A 16,622-nucleotide genomic window follows, 5' to 3' on the forward strand; every position below is an offset into this window, starting at 1 on the left:
TCAGCATATAACCTTACTATAGGAACACTAATATGATAAAAAAAATATTGGTTACTCTTTTTATTTTAATTCTGATTATAGCTATTGGGATCATTTCACTGATTGTTTTTGTCGATCCTAATAATTTCCGAGGATTTATTTCTGATAAAGTAAGAGATAAAACAGGTTATGAATTAACTATTGAGGGTGATTTACGTTGGCATATTTGGCCACAAGTCAGTATATTAACCGATTCGGTAAAACTGAATGATACCGGTGCGCAAAAACCTATTTTGACCGCAGACAATATGCGACTAGATGTTGAACTGCTACCACTTTTTTCGAAAAAGTTGGTAGTAAAAAATGTTTTTGTTAAGTCGGCTGTCATCAATATTACCGATGATAGCAAAGGTGAAATGGCACATAAAAAAAACGCCAACAATATACCTCATAAACCTAATGAAGATAAACAAAAGAATGAAGAGCAAAGCAAATCAAGTTGGCAATTCACATTGAACAAATTTGAAGTTGCAGATAGCACTTTAGTACTACAACAAAAAGATACGCTAATTAATTTTAGGAACATTAACTTAACGGTTGAACAAAAAGCGGATAAAAATCTCAATGTTGATTTCAAAGGAAATGTTGATAAAAATCAACAGGATTTATTTTATGTTGCAAATGCCAATATTGATTTAAGTCAATACCCTGAACAGGCGACAATCGATCTGAAAAAATTTGATTATACGTTAACAGGTATCGGCATCCCTAGTGGCGAAATAAAAGGTAATTTGAAAACTGTTTTACATTATCAAAAAAATCCGCAAAGCGTGAACACGCAAGATCTTCTATTATCAGTTAATGGTAATACATTTACAGGCAACGTTAGTCTCAATTTAGCTAACAAGCCTTATTTAGCGTTAGATCTCAATGCTGATAAATTAAATTTAGATCCGTTTATTACGGCCAAAGAGAAGCCTAGCGATAATGAAAGTAGTCCATCACAGCAAACGACACCTGTTGTATCGACAGTTCAAAAAACTAATAATGAACTTGATTTCCTAAATAGTTTCAATGCGAAAGCTAAGTTAAATATTGGGCAAATCATTGCTAATCAAATAACACTTGATAATGTTCATGCTGATATCAGTAATAATGATGGTATTGCAACGTTTAATAACTTGAATTTTGATTTTGCCAAAGGGCATATTACGGCAAATGGTTATGCCAGCGGCAAACAAAAGAATGCATTAATTAAACTGAGCAGTAAAATCAGTAATATCGATTTAAATGAATTCTTTAATCAAATCAATACACCAAATGATTTAGTAGGCGTATTTAATGCAAACGGAGAATTAGAAGCAAGCACCATTTCCACGGCTAACTTGTTATCCAGTTTACGAGGAAACGTTGCTATCAACATAGCTAATGCTAGATTGGATAATATTAATATTCAAAATATCATTCAAAATGCGGCAGCGAAGTATAGTAAAGATGTGCTGACAACCGAAAATCAACAAAAATTCACCGAGTTTCATCAAATTTCTGCTAATGGTAATATAAATAATGGTAATTTGGATGTCACGACATTAACCGCTAATTCAGAAACATTAGATATTATAAATGGTTCGGGAAGAGTAGGACTAGTTCAAAAAGACCTCGATATCAATTTAAATGTCAAAATGCTAGGTGGTTGGAATGGAAAAAGTGAAACCATTGCCAAATTACAACAATTAACGATTCCACTACGAATTTATGGTGAATTTACAAAACTTCATTATCAAATTGATATTAGCCAAGTCTTTAAAGATGTTCTTAATGATAAACTACAACAAGGATTAGATAAACTTCGAGAAAAACTCGAAAATCGAAATTCAAAAGATGATTCTAAATCAAAATCGAAGCAAAAAGCGGCGGATATCTTAGGTCAGTTATTTAAAAAATAGTGCTTGATCTGCACGTTAAATTGATTGTTGTGACGATCAATGATGTTAATAAAAAAGGTGAGATTAACTCACCTTTTTTTATTCGATAAAAAACATTTATTTATAGAATAAATTTACTTAAATCTTCATCAGCAACCAGTTTATCTAAGTGATCGCCTACATATTTAGCATCAATAGTAATAGTTTGACCACCTAACTCACTTGCATCAAACGAAACTTCTTCCATTAATCGTTCTAACACAGTATGCAAACGACGAGCGCCTATATTTTCATTTTGTTCATTCACCTGCCAAGCAGATTCAGCTATTTTACGGATACCATCAGGCGTAAATTCGATATTGACACCTTCTGTTGCCATTAATGCTTTGTATTGTACTGTAAGCGAGGCATTTGGCTCAGTTAAAATTCGCTCAAAATCTTCAGTTGTTAACGCCTGTAATTCAACCCTTATAGGTAAACGCCCTTGAAGTTCAGGGATTAAATCAGATGGATTAGCTGTTTGGAAAGCCCCCGAAGCAATAAATAAAATATGGTCGGTTTTTACTGCACCATGTTTAGTAGAAACAGTACATCCCTCAACAAGTGGTAATAGATCACGCTGTACACCTTCACGTGAAACATCAGGACCTGACGAATTACCTCGTTTACAGACTTTATCAATTTCATCAATAAATACGATCCCATTTTGTTCCACCGCTTCGATAGCTTCATGTTTAAGATCGTCAGGGTTAACCAATTTAGCAGCTTCTTCTTCAATCAACTGTTTAAATGCATCTTTAATTTTCATCTTACGTGGTTTGGTTTTTTGTCCACCTAGATTTTGAAACATTGATTGTAATTGATTAGTCATCTCTTCCATACCCGGAGGAGCCATAATTTCGACACCAATATTAACGCCAGCAACTTCAATCTCTATCTCTTTTTCGTCAAGCGTACCTTCACGTAATTTTTTTCGAAATGCTTGTCTTGCTGTAGAATCATTATTGTTTTCAACTTGTCCCCAGCCATCTTTAGCCGGTGGGACAAGTACATCTAAAATCCGTTCTTCAGCTAGTTCTTCAGCACGATTACGATTTCTTTCCATCGCTTCTTGTCGAATCATTTTTACCGCTGAATCCGTCAAATCACGAATAATGGAATCGACTTCCTTACCAACGTAACCTACTTCAGTAAATTTCGTCGCTTCAACTTTGATAAAAGGTGCATGAGCTAATTTCGCTAAGCGCCTTGCAATTTCTGTTTTACCAACACCAGTTGGACCAATCATTAATATATTTTTTGGGGTGACTTCGTGACGGAGTGCTTCATCTAGTTGCATACGACGCCAACGATTACGTAACGCTATTGCAACGGAACGTTTAGCTTTATCTTGTCCAATAATATGTTGGTTTAGTTCGCTTACAATTTCGCGAGGAGTCATTTCAGACATAATATAATTCTCTTAAATCAGTTAAATTAATAATTAAGTTCTTCAATCGTTTGGAAATTATTGGTATACACACAAATATCGCCGGCAATCGATAATGATTTTTGTACAATATCATGTGCAGATAAAGAAGTATTATCCAGCAAAGCTCTTGCCGCAGCTTGAGCATAAGGTCCACCAGAACCAATTGCAATTAAATCATCTTCTGGTTGAATTACATCCCCTGTACCAGTAATAATTAGTGAAGCACTTTCATCAGCAACAGCAAGTAAAGCTTCTAATTTGCGTAACATTCTGTCTGTTCGCCAATCTTTAGCTAGTTCAACAGCGGCCTTCGTCAAATGACCTTGATGCATTTCTAATTTACGCTCAAATAATTCAAAAAGTGTAAAAGCATCAGCAGTACCACCAGCAAAACCTGCAATCACTTTGTTATTATAAAGACGACGAACTTTACGTGCATTTCCTTTCATAATAATACGTTCGCCTAGTGTGACTTGACCGTCTCCACCGATTACAACTTGCCCTTCTCGACGGACACTGACAATTGTTGTCATATTCTGCTCCTTCTCTTACATAAATATCTTAATTTGGAATGAATAGGTTATATATTGGGATGATAAATTGGTTTTCAACATCTTTTATACAAAGATGTTGTCAATTTATTGAATGAATGGATAATCGAGATTCACATCACATTGTAAAATCAATTGAAAATCCATATTTACTATGGTTCAAAGTTGATTATCATCTTTTTAACTTCAGGATAAAGTATTTGAGAAGGTTCCGGAATTACGGCTAACAATGTAGCAGCAACGGCTTCACGGCATAATGCATCATCGCCGCTCAACACTTTATGATCCAACAATAGACCGTCCGGTGCGATTTGAATTTGTAATTGGCAACGCTGACCTACATAAAGACGATTTGGATTAATAAATTTATTACTTATAGCGGTTTTAACTAAAAATTTATATTTATCTAATTCGCCGTTAGAAACACCTTTTCTTGTTGCTGGTACACTTGATCCACCTGTCGTAAGTTCACCTAATAGTTCATTAACAGCTTTATCATTTGCTGCCTTTTGTTGCGCAGCTCGTTTAGCAGCTTCCTTTTTTTCGCGTGCCGCTTTTTCTTCAGCAGCTTTTTTTTCTGCTTCTTGCTTTTCTCGTGCTGCTTTTTCTGCAGCAGCTCTTTTTTCTGCTTCTAACTTTTCTCGTGCTGCTTTTTCTTCAGCTGCTCGCTTTTCAGCTTCTTGCTTTTCTCGTGCTGCTTTTTCTTCGGCGGCTCGCTTTTCAGCTTCTTGCTTTTCTCGTGCTGCTTTTTCCTCAGCGGCTCGCTTTTCAGCCTCTAGCTTTTCTTGTGCTGCTTTTTTCTCAGCTTCAAGCTGTTCTTGTTTAAGTTTTTCAGCAAGTTTTAAACGCTCTTTTTCTAAATCCTTTAAATACTGTTGCTGTTCCAGTTGCTTTTGCTGCAACAACTGATTCTGTTTTGTAATTTGCTCATCAACCTGTTGCCTTAATTGCTGTTGATTTTTCTGACTTTGTGATTGCCTTTTATATTGTTCAGATATAATAGATGGATCAACCATAATTGCATCAATCGATTGACCATTGACCGTACCGTAATTATCACTATCATCTTGTATAGCTTTATAACATAAAAAAATTATCAATAACACATGAAACAGGATTGATAAAATTATGGCTAAACTGAATTTTGAATTTGATTTTTTAGACATTGCTGACATTTTAATGTGTTTTATTCTAGTTTACATTGGTTGTGTCATTAAACCAACAGATTTAACACCTGCAGATTGTAATAAGTTTAAAGCTTTTATAATTTCTTCATAAGGTACATTTTTAGCTCCACCGACTAAAAATACCGCCTTTTCATTCAATGCTAATAACTGCTTAACTTCAGCAATGATCTGTTCTTGCTGTAAGCTTTCTTGTGGCACACCATCGATTCTGAGTGTATAAACCCCGACATCTGCCACTTCTAATATTATGGTTTTATTTTCAGAAGCTGAAACCGTCTTAGATTCGGTTGATTCAGGCAGATCGACTTCAACGCTTTGGCTAATAATGGGGGCTGTTGCCATAAAAATAAGTACCAATACTAACAGTACATCAAGCAATGGTACAATGTTAATCTCTGATTTAGTTGAAAAACGTGAACTTCTACGCATAGTTTATTTCCTGACAGCCACAGCTTGACGCTGTAAAATAGCTGAAAATTCATCAATAAAGTTGAGATAACTTTGCTCAATACGGCTGACTTTCAACGATAAACGATTAAATGCCATAACCGCTGGAATTGCAGCAAATAAACCAATTGCTGTTGCAATTAAAGCTTCAGCTATACCTGGCGCAACAAGTTTTAATGTCGCTTGTTTAGCTGCGCCAAGAGAAATGAAAGCATGCATGATTCCCCAAACGGTCCCAAATAACCCAATATAAGGACTAATAGAACCTACCGTACCTAAGAAAGGAATATGCTGTTCAAGATTATCAAGTTCTCGATTCATAGCAAGGCGCATAGAACGAGATGCACCGTCTAAAGCGGCCTCTGGCATATTTGGATTGATTTGATATAGACGGGTAAATTCTTTAAAACCTGAATAAAAAATATGTTCTGTACCTGTAATTTCATCTTTGTTGGATTTTGCTTTCTCAAATAAAACATTCAACTCGTCAGCTGCCCAAAAACGATTATCAAATTGTTCAATTTGCTTTTTGGCTTGCCTTAAAACCTTAGTTCTCTGAAAAATAATTGCCCATGACATAATTGAAAACATCAATAATAACAACATAACACATTGCACTAAAAGACCTGCTTGTAAGAACAGATTAACAATATTCAGATTTTCCACTTATATAAACTCCAAAACTAGTGACTTTGGAAGCCCACATGGCTTCATTTTAGTGATATCAACACAAGCAATAATAACATCAGCACTGCTAATCACTTGATTGTTCTCATTAATAATAGTTTGCTTAAAAATTATAGATGCCTTGCGAATTTGATCAACTTTACTATTAATAGTTAACAGGTCATCCAAACGAGCGGGGAAGTGATAGCTAATATCCATCTTTTTAACAACAAAAGCAATACTTTCTTGTAATAGCTTATGTTGACTGATTCCAAGTTGTCTTAGCAATTCTGTTCTCGCTCGCTCATAAAAAGCAAGATACCTGGCATGATATACGACACCACCAGCATCAGTATCTTCATAATAAACTCTGGCACTCCAATTAAATTCTTTCATATTTGTATTTACATATTTTAAAAGCAATATGTTTTATTATATCTAAATCTTAAATATGCTGCACTATGATATAGAATTACTCAAATGAAAACAATTATCATTTGTAACATATTAATGATTTAAATTAACGATGAATGAAAAAGGTGACGATTGTCACCTTTAAAAATATAGAGATGCTTATTAATTGCTATTTTTGGGTTCTTTTTCGCTGTTTGTTTGTTCAACCCAAAGTCCTGTAACAACGGCAAGCATACAAGCTGCAATAAGACCGATAAACCATAAAAAGTAATACATAATTATACCTTAATAAAGTGAATGTTTGTTATTTTCGATATGATTTTTATCAAGTCGTCCGAACATTTTAATATATGACCAAGTAGTATAGAAAAGGATAATGGGTAAAAATATCACTACTACAAAGAACATAATATTAAGTGTTAACTGGCTTGATGTTGAATCCCACATTGTTAAACTCGCATTAGGCATAATGCTTGATGGTATAATGAATGGGAACGTTGCTATGCCATAAGTTAATAACACACACGCAATAGTTAACGTTGATAAAATAAATGATAAAGCATTTTTATTTAACCCAGAACAAACAATGTTGAGTAAAGGTAAAACAACACCGAGTACAGGAACAATCCATAAAATTGGATAATTCATATAATTTCTAAGCCATGTTGATTCGGTGGATACCACTTTATTTAATGGCTGTGACGTGACACTATGATCTATCGTGCTGACCACTTCATAACCATGCATACCAAACATGACCCAAATACCCGCTAAAATAAATGTAATGACTAAAATTAAGCAAGATATTTGAGTTGCTTTTCGGGCTCTTAAATATAATTCACCAGAGGTCTTCATTTGCAACCAAGTGCCGCCATGAGCAACAAACAACATCAAACTCACCACACCGGTTAATAAAGCAAACGGATTAAGCAAACCAAAGAAGTTTCCATCATAGAAGACACGATAAGAATTATCAAATCTAAATGGAACGCCTTCTAATAAATTACCAAAAGCCACCCCAAAAACAAGAGCAGGAACAAAGCTACCAATAAAGATTGCAATATCCCATAAACCACGCCATTTTGAATTTTCAAGTTTACTGCGATAATCAAAGCCTATTGGTCTAAAAAATAATGCACATAGAACCAAAATCATTGCGATGTAAAAGCCCGAAAACGACACAGCATAAGCAAATGGCCATGCAGCAAAAATCCCAGCTCCAGCCGTAATTAGCCAAACCTGATTACCATCCCAATGAGGCGCAATAGCATTTATCATAATTCGGCGTTCAGTATCTGTTTTACCTATGAAAGGGAGTAAAATACCAACCCCCATATCAAAACCATCAGTGATAACAAAACCAATCAAGATAACACTAATTAGCAACCACCAAATCGCTCGTAGAATTTCGTAATCAATCATTGTGTTTACTCCCTTTGTCCTATTCTGTAGTTGGTTGCGTTTTTTCGTAATGATATTTGCCTGTCCCCAAAGAACTTGGTCCAAGACGTGCAAATTTAAACATTAAGAACATTTCAGCAACTAAGAACAGAGTATAAAGTCCACAAATTAGTATCATAGTAAATAATACTTCACCTGGAGTTAACGACGAATTAGCCACACCTGTTGGTAAAATATCTTGAATTGCCCATGGTTGTCGACCGTATTCAGCAACAAACCAACCACATTCACATGCTATCCATGGAAAAGGTAAGAACACTAATAATAAACGGTGAAGCCAACGTTTTTCACCAATTTTATTTTTATAAGTAGTCCATAATGCAAGACCAGTTCCTAAGATCATTAATACACCAAGACCAACCATGATTCTAAATGACCAGAATAGTGGCCAAACAGTAGGAATAGAATCTTCTGTGGCAGCTTTAATGTGCGCTTCCGTCGCTTCCGGAATCGTTAAATTATCTCGATCAGTAAAACGTTTGACTAAATAACCATAACCTAAATCAGCTTTGTTATTTTCAAACAATTTAAGCACCTCGGGATCTTGATTTCCTTGTTGGATTTTTTCAAGATTTGTATAAGCTAAAATACCGTTACGAATTCGCATTTCGTTAGTGGCTAAAATGTCCTTTAACCCTGTTACTTGCTTATCCAATGAACGTGTTGTCATAATGCCCATTGCATAAGGTATTTCAATCGCAAATAAATTTTCTTTATCTTTTTGAGAAGGAAAAGCAATAACATTAAATGATGCAGGGGCGGGTTGAGTTTCCCATTCGGCTTCGATAGCAGCAAGTTTAGCTGGCTGAACGGTTGTCATTTCGTGACCGGCTTCATCCCCCATAATCGCGACAACAATAGATACAATGAAACCAAACATAGCTGCTACGGCAAAAGAGCGTTTAGCAAATTCGCTATCACGTTTTTTAAGTAAGTAATAAGAACTGATACTTAAGACAAAAATCGCACCTGTTAGATAACCCGCTGCGACAGTGTGCACAAATTTGTATTGTGCAACAGAGTTGGTGATCAGATCATAAAAACTTGCCATTTCCATGCGAGAGTTGATTGGATTGAAATCTGAACCGATTGGGAACTGCATCCAACCGTTAGCAACGAGAATCCATAGTGCAGAAAAATTCGACCCGAATGCAACGCACCATGTCACAAGAAGATGTTTACCGCGACTTAATCTATCCCAACCAAAAAAGAATAACCCTACCATTGTTGATTCTAGAAAAAAGGCCATTAACCCTTCTATTGCCAATGGTGCCCCAAAAATATCGCCGACGTAATGCGAATAATAAGACCAGTTAGTACCAAACTGAAATTCCATTGTTAAACCTGTTGCTACACCAACAGCGAAGTTAATAGCAAACAGTTTTCCCCAGAATTTAGTCATATCTTTCCAGACTTGCTTACCACTAACAACATATACCGTTTCCATAATTGCTAGCATAAACGCTAAACCTAGCGTTAATGGTACAAAAATAAAATGATACATTGCCGTGAGTGCAAACTGGAGACGCGATAGTTCTACTATATCTAACATAATTGCTCCCTGTTCCTTTAATATGCCCACAAAGTGTATAAAGATATATCGCAATATTGTACATCAATATTTAAAGAATAAAAATTGATTAATGTCAAAAAAAACACTGTTTAAACTGCTTTTTTTACCGCATTACCAATTTCAGCAAGACTACTAACTACAACTACACCAGCAGCAGTTAATGCTTTTACCTTTTCTTCAGCAGTGCCTTTATTACCCGAGATAATTGCTCCTGCATGCCCCATGCGTTTGCCGGCTGGTGCCGACATACCGGCAATATAGGCTATAACTGGTTTGCTAACATGTTTTTTAATGTATTCAGCAGCTTCTTCTTCCGCACTACCACCAATTTCGCCAATCATCACAATTGCTTTAGTCTTCGGATCTTGCTCAAGTAATGCTAAAATAGAAATAAAATCACTGCCTGGAATGGGATCACCACCAATACCAATACAAACAGATTGACCTAGTCCAATATCAGTAGTTTGTTTGACTGCTTCATAAGTCAAAGTCCCTGATCGAGACACAATACCGATATCACCAGCTAGATGAATATGCGCAGGCATAATGCCAATTTTACATTCATCAGGCACAATAATACCCGGACAATTAGGACCAATCATAATTGTATCACTCTGTTTTAGCTTTTCTTTGACAATAAGCATATCCAAAGTAGGAATACCTTCAGTGATACAAACAATTAATTTAATACCTGCTTCTATTGCTTCGAGTATCGAATCTTTACCAAATGCCGCAGGAACATAAATCACACTTGCCGTTGCCCCCGTCGCTTCAACAGCTTCTTTGACAGTATTAAAAACCGGCAATCCGAGATGAGTTGTTCCCCCTTTACCGGGTGTAACCCCACCAACCAATTGAGTTCCATATTCAATCGCTTGTTGTGAATGAAAGGTACCTTGGCTACCCGTAAATCCCTGACAAATGACTTTCGTTGCGTTATTGATTAAAATTGACATAATTATTGTTCCCCACTCTTCCTATTATTATGCGACCGCAACAATTTTTTGTGCAGCATCAGTCAAACTTTCGGCTGTAATAACATTTAATTGGCTTTCAATTAAAATTTCTCTGGCAAGCAGAGCATTATTACCTTCAAGACGAACAACAACAGGAACAGTTAGCCCAATTTCTTTAATAGCGCTGATAATACCATCGGCAATTAAATCACATCGAACAATACCACCAAAAATATTGACCAATATCGCTTTGACATTTTTATCTGATAAAATCAATTTGAACGCTTCAGCGACTCGCTCTTTGGTTGTACCGCCGCCTACATCGAGAAAATTGGCCGGTTTTCCACCATAAAGTTTGATCATATCCATGGTTGCCATTGCCAAACCTGCCCCATTAACCATACAACCGATATTGCCATCTAACGAAACATAACTAATCCCTTGTTTGGCGGCAATAGATTCACGTTTATCTTCTTGTGTGGTATCTCTTAAAATAGTTAAGTCAGGATGTCTAAACATTGCGTTATCATCTAAAACGACTTTAGCATCTAAGCAAACGAATTCACTGGCATCGGTAATTACCAAAGGATTGACTTCTGCTAATGACACATCATTTTTTAAGAAAAACTGCGCAAAATTAACAAATAGTTTAGCAAATTGGTTAATAAGTTTACCCGTTAACCCTAATTTAAAGGCAAGTTCTCTACCTTGAAAAGCACAAGGACCAGTTAAAGGATCAAGTGCAATTTTATGTATTAAATGTGGTGATTTTTCAGCGACACTTTCAATATCAACGCCGCCTTCAGTTGAAGCCATGATGACCACACGTTGAATACTACGATCTATTACTGCCCCTAAATAAAGTTCTTTCTGTATATTGGAAGCTTTTTCAATTAAGATTTGATTAACAAGTTGACCTTCTGATGTGGTTTGATAAGTGACAAGATGCTGACCTAGCCATTTTTCAGCAAAAAGTTTAATTTGATTAAGATCATTAGTACAAATTACACCACCAGCCTTTCCTCTGCCCCCTGCATGAACTTGACATTTAGCAACCCAAGCACCTGAATCAGACTTAGATGCTAATTCAGCTAAAGTATCTTGTACTTCATCCATTGAGTTACATACAAACCCTTCTGGTACGGGTAAGTTGTATTGCTTGAAAAGATATTTGGATTGATATTCATGCAAGTTCATAAACAAATTCCACAACTTAAGTTAATATTTAAAATAGCCTCAATTCTAATCCAAGATTAATCAATTGTGTAGTAAATAATATCTTATAGGTATTGTAATTGAGAATTATTGCTGATAATAAGTGACAATGATATACTCATTAGCTAAATTAATATCGTAATAATTGTAAAGGTAAAAAAATGAAACAAGTTGGTATTTTTTTTGGAAGTGATACAGGCAATACAGAAAATGTTGCCAAACAAATCCAACTCATTTTGGGTAACGATAAAGCCGATCTTTTAGATATTCGAGAAGCCACCAAAGAGCATATCGAGCAATATGCTTACCTTATTTTCGGTATTCCAACTTGGTATTATGGTGATCCACAAGCTGATTGGGAAGACTTCTTTCCTAATTTAGAGCAAATCGATTTTAACGGAAAAACTGTCGCTATTTTTGGCTGCGGAGATCAAGAAGACTATTCAGAATTCTTCTGCAGTGCAATGGGAACAATACGCGATATTATCGAACCGAAAGGCGCCAAAATTGTTGGGCATTGGCCAACTGAAGGTTATAACTTTGAAGCATCTAAAGGTTTAGTTGATGATACACATTTTGTTGGTTTGGCAATTGACGAAGATCGTCAACCAGAATTAACAGAAGAACGCATTTCTACTTGGGTTGAACAAGTAAAAACAGAAATGAATATTTAATCTATTTTAATGATTTAATGTATTTTTCGTTCATCATATTTTATAATCATTAACTTATATCAACTATATTGGGATGTAATATGACAAATCATGATAGAGATAATAATGCAGCGCTGAAAAGTGCTGGTTTAAAAGTTACATTACCTCGTTTAAAAATTTTAGAGTTACTACGTGATCCTTCATGCCAACATATTACTGTAGAAGATCTCTATAAAAAACTTCTTGATATGGGAGAAGAAATTGGACTTGCAACAGTTTATCGAGTTTTAAACCAATTTGATGACGCAGGTATCGTAACCCGACACAATTTTGAGGGTGGTAAAGCCGTATTTGAACTTGCAACACAACAACATCATGATCATCTAATTTGTTTAGATTGTGGTGAAGTATTTGAATTTCGTGATGAAATTATTAATACCCGACAAAAAGAAATTGCAGAACAATATGGCGTAAAATTAACTTTCCATAGTTTGTATCTTTATGGTCATTGTGATTCCGGTAATTGCAAAAAACACCCAGAACTTCATACCAAAAAATAAGCCTATTTTATAGGCTTTTTTTACTTTTCAAATTATCGTAATTCTTCTGTTAGGTTAATAATTAAAATGAAACAGCTTTTAAACTTTGTCCCACTTGTTGTCTTTTTTGTCTTTTTGACAATGTATGATATTTTTGTTGGTGTTCAAGCATTAATGATTGCATCATGTGTATCACTTGTTATTGGAATAATTTTATACAAAAAAATTGATAAAGTAGAATTAATTTCCTTTTTGATGGTGATGATTTTTGGTGGTATTACGCTCGCCACAAAAGAAGCGATATTCATAAAATGGAAAGTAACAATTATTAATTTTTTATTTGCATCTGTTCTATTAATCAGTCAATCTATATTTAAGAAAAACTTAATTCAAAAAATGTTAGGCAAAGAGTTACAATTAGATGACATTATTTGGAATAAACTGAATTTAATATGGATAGTCTTTTTTATACTTTGTGGAACGTTCAGTTTGATTGCAACTTATTATATGTCTGATAACTTTTTTTGGAAATTTAAGGTTTTTATTTTACCCATTTTATCATTGTTATTATCTTTGATTTCAGGAATTTATATTTTCAAAAATATTGATAAAAAAGATCTAGAAAGTAAATAGCATATGCAGGAGCATCTTTAAATATGAGACAAAATATTGAAAGTCCTAAAGGACAATTAGTACTAAGAACACTTGCTATGCCTTCGGATACCAATCCTCATGGACATATTTTTGGTGGTTGGATCATGTCTCAAATGGATCTTGCAGGTGGTATTTTATCAAAAGAGATTGCTAAAAACAGAGTAGTGACTGTTAATGCTAGTAGCATTACTTTTCATAAACCCGCTATGGTTGGTGATGTAGTTTGCTGCTATGCTCGTTGTATAAAAACAGGAAGAACCTCAATGACAATTGCTATTGAAGTTTGGATCAAAAAATTAATTGATACTGATGATACAACACAGCGTTTTTGTATTACTGATGCGGTATTTACCTATGTGTCTGTCGATAAGCATAATAATCCAAAACCTTTACCAGAAATATTTCAAAACTTCGATTGCGACAAAGACCCGATTAGCAAATTAAATCTTAACAATAGTTGAGCAATATGCAATTATACTCATTCCATACTCTAATTAGTTCGTTGATCTTTCTAACTTATTGGTTGCTTATTGTAGCAACCTCATTGCGTATTGTTTTCAAACGCAGACCGACAACCTACGTTATTGCATGGATGTTAATAATCTATATTTTACCAATTGTTGGAATCATACTCTACTTTGCCATAGGGGAAGCCCATTTAGGTCAACAACGTGTAAAACGTGCGCAACAAATGCGTCCTACAATTGCTAAATTTATTAATCGACTTGAAGATTTTCCTGATATTTTTACCCGTAATGTTAGTCAAGTCAGTAAACCGATTTTTCAACTTTGTAAGCACCAAACCGGCCTCGATGGTATTAATGGTAACCATATAGAGTTACTTAGCGAAACAGATGAGATATTCGATCGTTTAATCGATGATATCAATCATGCAACATCCAATATTGAAATGGTTTTTTATATCTGGAACGAAGGCGGTAGAGCGGATGATGTTGAGAATGCATTGATTGCCGCAACCAAACGAGGCGTAACCTGTCGTTTAATGGTTGATTCCGCAGGTAGTCGCCATTTTATCAGAACCAAAGCAAGTAAAAGAATGCGTGACGCAGGCATTACAATTATCGAAGCGTTAAAAGTAAATCTGTTACGTTTTATGTTCCGACGTCTTGACCTACGTCAACATCGCAAAGTTGCCATTATTGATAATTATATTTCTTATACTGGCAGTATGAATATCGTGGATCCTCGCTATTTTAAACAAAATAAACACATTGGCGAATGGGTAGATATCATGGTAAGAATGAATGGGCCAGTGACAACGTTAATGGGTGCAATTTATGCAAGTGATTGGGAGCTTGAAACGGGGAAATACTTAGCATTACCGCAAATTACTGAGTTTGCCGAACCGCCCGAAGAGAAAAAACACATAATGCAATTAATTGCTTCAGGGCCGGGTTATACTGAAAATATGATTCATCAAGTGCTGTTAACCGCAATATACTCAGCGCAAGAACAAATTATTTTTACTACCCCTTATTTAGTGCCTAGCGATGATATATTACACGCTGTTGTGACAGCTGCTCAGCGAGGTGTTGAAGTGATTATTATCGTTCCGAAAAAAAATGATTCACTTATGGTCAAATGGGCTAGTCGAGCATTTTTCTCTGAATTACTAGAAGGTGGTGTCAAACTTTATCAATTTAATGATAATTTATTACATACCAAAAGTGTGTTAATTGATAATCAACTTAGTTTAGTGGGTACCGTAAATTTAGACATGCGTAGTTTATGGCTCAATTTTGAAATCACTACAGTTATTGATGATGCTGAATTTGCTAAATCATTATCTCAGCTTTTACATAAATACTTATCTAACTCAGATATCGTAAATATCGATGAATGGAAAAAACGCCCAATTTGGCAACGTGTTATTGAACGACTTTTTTATTTTTTTGCACCGTTGCTATAAAAAATTAATTTTTTAAAACTAATGTTATAATCGGATCTAATTCAATAGCCATTTTGTGACATATCTGGTTGAAAACAATTGTCAGCAATACGATGAACCTTGGATTGAATTGTTCCATCTATTGAAAGCTTGATTTCTCGCCATCCTGGTGCTTCATAGGATAATTTAAAATCATAAGATTTTGGCATAAATTGTACGCAAGTGGAAGGTGTAGAAAACGCTTTGCAGCCGTGCCAAATATATTCCAGACTTTGATGAATATGTCCCCAAGCTACGCCTTTTATATTGGGTTGATGCTTAATAATTTCTTCTAATTCATGTTTGTTTTTTAATATGTGTTGATCTAACCAGTGACAACCTGACTCAATAGCATGATGATGCAAAAACACAAAAGCATAACGATCATCATGACTTGTTAATGTGCATTGCAAAAATTCAAGTTCTGACTGGGGTAAAAAACCATAGGCTTGATCCACAACCTGACTATTAAGCAACACTAAAAGCCATTTATCCCCTAGAAGAACAATTTTATTTTCAGCGAGTTGATAGTCAGCAAAAATTTCATGCATATCATGATAATTGTCATGGTTGCCTGCTAACCAAACACAAGGTAAATTAAATTTTTGTATTTGCTCGGCAAAAAGACGATAAGCTTGTTTAGATCCATCTTGAACAAAATCACCTGTTGCCACTATTAAGTCAAACGGGCTTTTTCTATTTTCTATTTCTCTTATCACTGTTCGAAAACTAGCATTTGAATCAATACCTAATAATTTACTCTGGTCATTAGCAAAAAGATGTGTATCGGTAATATGTAAAATATTACTGTAATTTCTATTTATGATTGGAAGCGTTAAAAATGACCCCAAAATTGACCTCAACATTTTATCAAAATACACGATTAGAGATAATCAAATCCCCAAAAAAAGGATAGCAAAGCTGGCTAGACTAAATATTTTTTATTATAAATTCAAGTAGATTTATAAAGTGTAAAATGGATC

Annotated in this window: 18 protein-coding genes; 6 read left to right on the forward strand and 12 right to left on the reverse strand. The window is 34.9% G+C overall.

Going from position 1 to position 16,622, the window contains the following annotated elements:
* Positions 1 to 32 precede the first annotated feature (32 nt).
* Positions 33 to 1,925: an outer membrane assembly protein AsmA gene (gene asmA / locus ACGH47_RS01170; RefSeq protein ID WP_411622440.1), complete on the forward strand. Its 1,893-nt coding sequence runs from the start codon at positions 33 to 35 to the stop codon at positions 1,923 to 1,925.
* 100 nt (positions 1,926 to 2,025) lie between these two features.
* Here the strand turns inward: asmA and hslU are convergent, their stop codons facing one another.
* The 11 genes from hslU to sucC all read right to left on the reverse strand — a co-directional run bounded on the left by hslU (position 2,026) and on the right by sucC (position 11,827).
* The gene (gene hslU / locus ACGH47_RS01175) at positions 2,026 to 3,354 is read right to left on the reverse strand and encodes an HslU--HslV peptidase ATPase subunit (protein ID WP_267349720.1); all 1,329 of its coding nucleotides are present in this window, start codon (positions 3,352 to 3,354) and stop codon (positions 2,026 to 2,028) included.
* 26 nt (positions 3,355 to 3,380) lie between these two features.
* Positions 3,381 to 3,908: an ATP-dependent protease subunit HslV gene (gene hslV, locus ACGH47_RS01180; RefSeq protein ID WP_025316169.1), complete on the reverse strand. Its 528-nt coding sequence runs from the start codon at positions 3,906 to 3,908 to the stop codon at positions 3,381 to 3,383.
* 170 nt (positions 3,909 to 4,078) lie between these two features.
* Positions 4,079 to 5,092 carry a cell envelope integrity protein TolA gene (tolA, locus tag ACGH47_RS01185; RefSeq protein ID WP_411622442.1) on the reverse strand — a complete coding sequence of 338 codons (1,014 nt, stop codon included), beginning with the start codon at positions 5,090 to 5,092 and terminating at the stop codon, positions 4,079 to 4,081.
* Between the two features lie 30 nt (positions 5,093 to 5,122).
* Entirely contained in the window at positions 5,123 to 5,542 is a 420-nt protein-coding gene (gene tolR / locus ACGH47_RS01190; protein WP_267349722.1) for a colicin uptake protein TolR, read from the reverse strand.
* A gap of 3 nt (positions 5,543 to 5,545) precedes the next feature.
* A complete protein-coding gene (gene tolQ, locus ACGH47_RS01195) occupies positions 5,546 to 6,217 on the reverse strand; it encodes a protein TolQ (RefSeq protein WP_218837365.1) in 672 nt (223 codons plus the stop codon).
* A 9-nt stretch (positions 6,218 to 6,226) separates the two neighbouring features.
* Positions 6,227 to 6,622 carry a tol-pal system-associated acyl-CoA thioesterase gene (gene ybgC / locus ACGH47_RS01200; RefSeq protein WP_267359440.1) on the reverse strand — a complete coding sequence of 132 codons (396 nt, stop codon included), beginning with the start codon at positions 6,620 to 6,622 and terminating at the stop codon, positions 6,227 to 6,229.
* A 180-nt stretch (positions 6,623 to 6,802) separates the two neighbouring features.
* Positions 6,803 to 6,916: a cytochrome bd-I oxidase subunit CydX gene (gene cydX / locus ACGH47_RS01205; protein ID WP_411622443.1), complete on the reverse strand. Its 114-nt coding sequence runs from the start codon at positions 6,914 to 6,916 to the stop codon at positions 6,803 to 6,805.
* 9 nt (positions 6,917 to 6,925) lie between these two features.
* Positions 6,926 to 8,062, reverse strand: a complete 1,137-nt coding sequence (cydB, locus tag ACGH47_RS01210; protein ID WP_267349724.1) for a cytochrome d ubiquinol oxidase subunit II — start codon at positions 8,060 to 8,062, stop codon at positions 6,926 to 6,928.
* A gap of 19 nt (positions 8,063 to 8,081) precedes the next feature.
* Entirely contained in the window at positions 8,082 to 9,653 is a 1,572-nt protein-coding gene (locus ACGH47_RS01215) for a cytochrome ubiquinol oxidase subunit I (RefSeq protein ID WP_267380800.1), read from the reverse strand.
* A 110-nt stretch (positions 9,654 to 9,763) separates the two neighbouring features.
* The gene (gene sucD / locus ACGH47_RS01220) at positions 9,764 to 10,630 is read right to left on the reverse strand and encodes a succinate--CoA ligase subunit alpha (protein WP_267349726.1); all 867 of its coding nucleotides are present in this window, start codon (positions 10,628 to 10,630) and stop codon (positions 9,764 to 9,766) included.
* Between the two features lie 27 nt (positions 10,631 to 10,657).
* A complete protein-coding gene (sucC, locus tag ACGH47_RS01225; protein WP_411603421.1) occupies positions 10,658 to 11,827 on the reverse strand; it encodes an ADP-forming succinate--CoA ligase subunit beta in 1,170 nt (389 codons plus the stop codon).
* A gap of 179 nt (positions 11,828 to 12,006) precedes the next feature.
* Here sucC and fldA point away from each other — a divergent pair, with 179 nt between their 5' ends.
* The 5 genes from fldA (at position 12,007) to cls (ending at position 15,621) form a co-directional block, all read left to right on the forward strand.
* Entirely contained in the window at positions 12,007 to 12,519 is a 513-nt protein-coding gene (gene fldA / locus ACGH47_RS01230; RefSeq protein WP_267349728.1) for a flavodoxin FldA, read from the forward strand.
* Between the two features lie 80 nt (positions 12,520 to 12,599).
* Positions 12,600 to 13,058, forward strand: coding sequence for a ferric iron uptake transcriptional regulator (gene fur, locus ACGH47_RS01235; protein WP_065558774.1), 459 nt, complete (start codon positions 12,600 to 12,602; stop codon positions 13,056 to 13,058).
* A gap of 66 nt (positions 13,059 to 13,124) precedes the next feature.
* Positions 13,125 to 13,670, forward strand: a complete 546-nt coding sequence (locus ACGH47_RS01240) for a septation protein A (protein ID WP_411622444.1) — start codon at positions 13,125 to 13,127, stop codon at positions 13,668 to 13,670.
* A gap of 23 nt (positions 13,671 to 13,693) precedes the next feature.
* Positions 13,694 to 14,152: an acyl-CoA thioester hydrolase YciA gene (yciA, locus tag ACGH47_RS01245; protein WP_267349730.1), complete on the forward strand. Its 459-nt coding sequence runs from the start codon at positions 13,694 to 13,696 to the stop codon at positions 14,150 to 14,152.
* A 5-nt stretch (positions 14,153 to 14,157) separates the two neighbouring features.
* Positions 14,158 to 15,621 carry a cardiolipin synthase gene (gene cls, locus ACGH47_RS01250; protein WP_065558777.1) on the forward strand — a complete coding sequence of 488 codons (1,464 nt, stop codon included), beginning with the start codon at positions 14,158 to 14,160 and terminating at the stop codon, positions 15,619 to 15,621.
* Between the two features lie 41 nt (positions 15,622 to 15,662).
* Here cls and cpdA read toward each other — a convergent pair whose 3' ends face one another.
* On the reverse strand, positions 15,663 to 16,490 hold the full coding sequence (gene cpdA / locus ACGH47_RS01255; protein WP_267359427.1) for a 3',5'-cyclic-AMP phosphodiesterase: 828 nt from the start codon (positions 16,488 to 16,490) through the stop codon (positions 15,663 to 15,665).
* Between the last annotated feature and the right edge of the window lie 132 nt (positions 16,491 to 16,622).

The sequence above is a fragment of the Gilliamella sp. CG16 genome (genome assembly GCF_046635785.1).
GTDB classification, from domain to species: domain Bacteria; phylum Pseudomonadota; class Gammaproteobacteria; order Enterobacterales; family Orbaceae; genus Gilliamella; species Gilliamella apicola_I.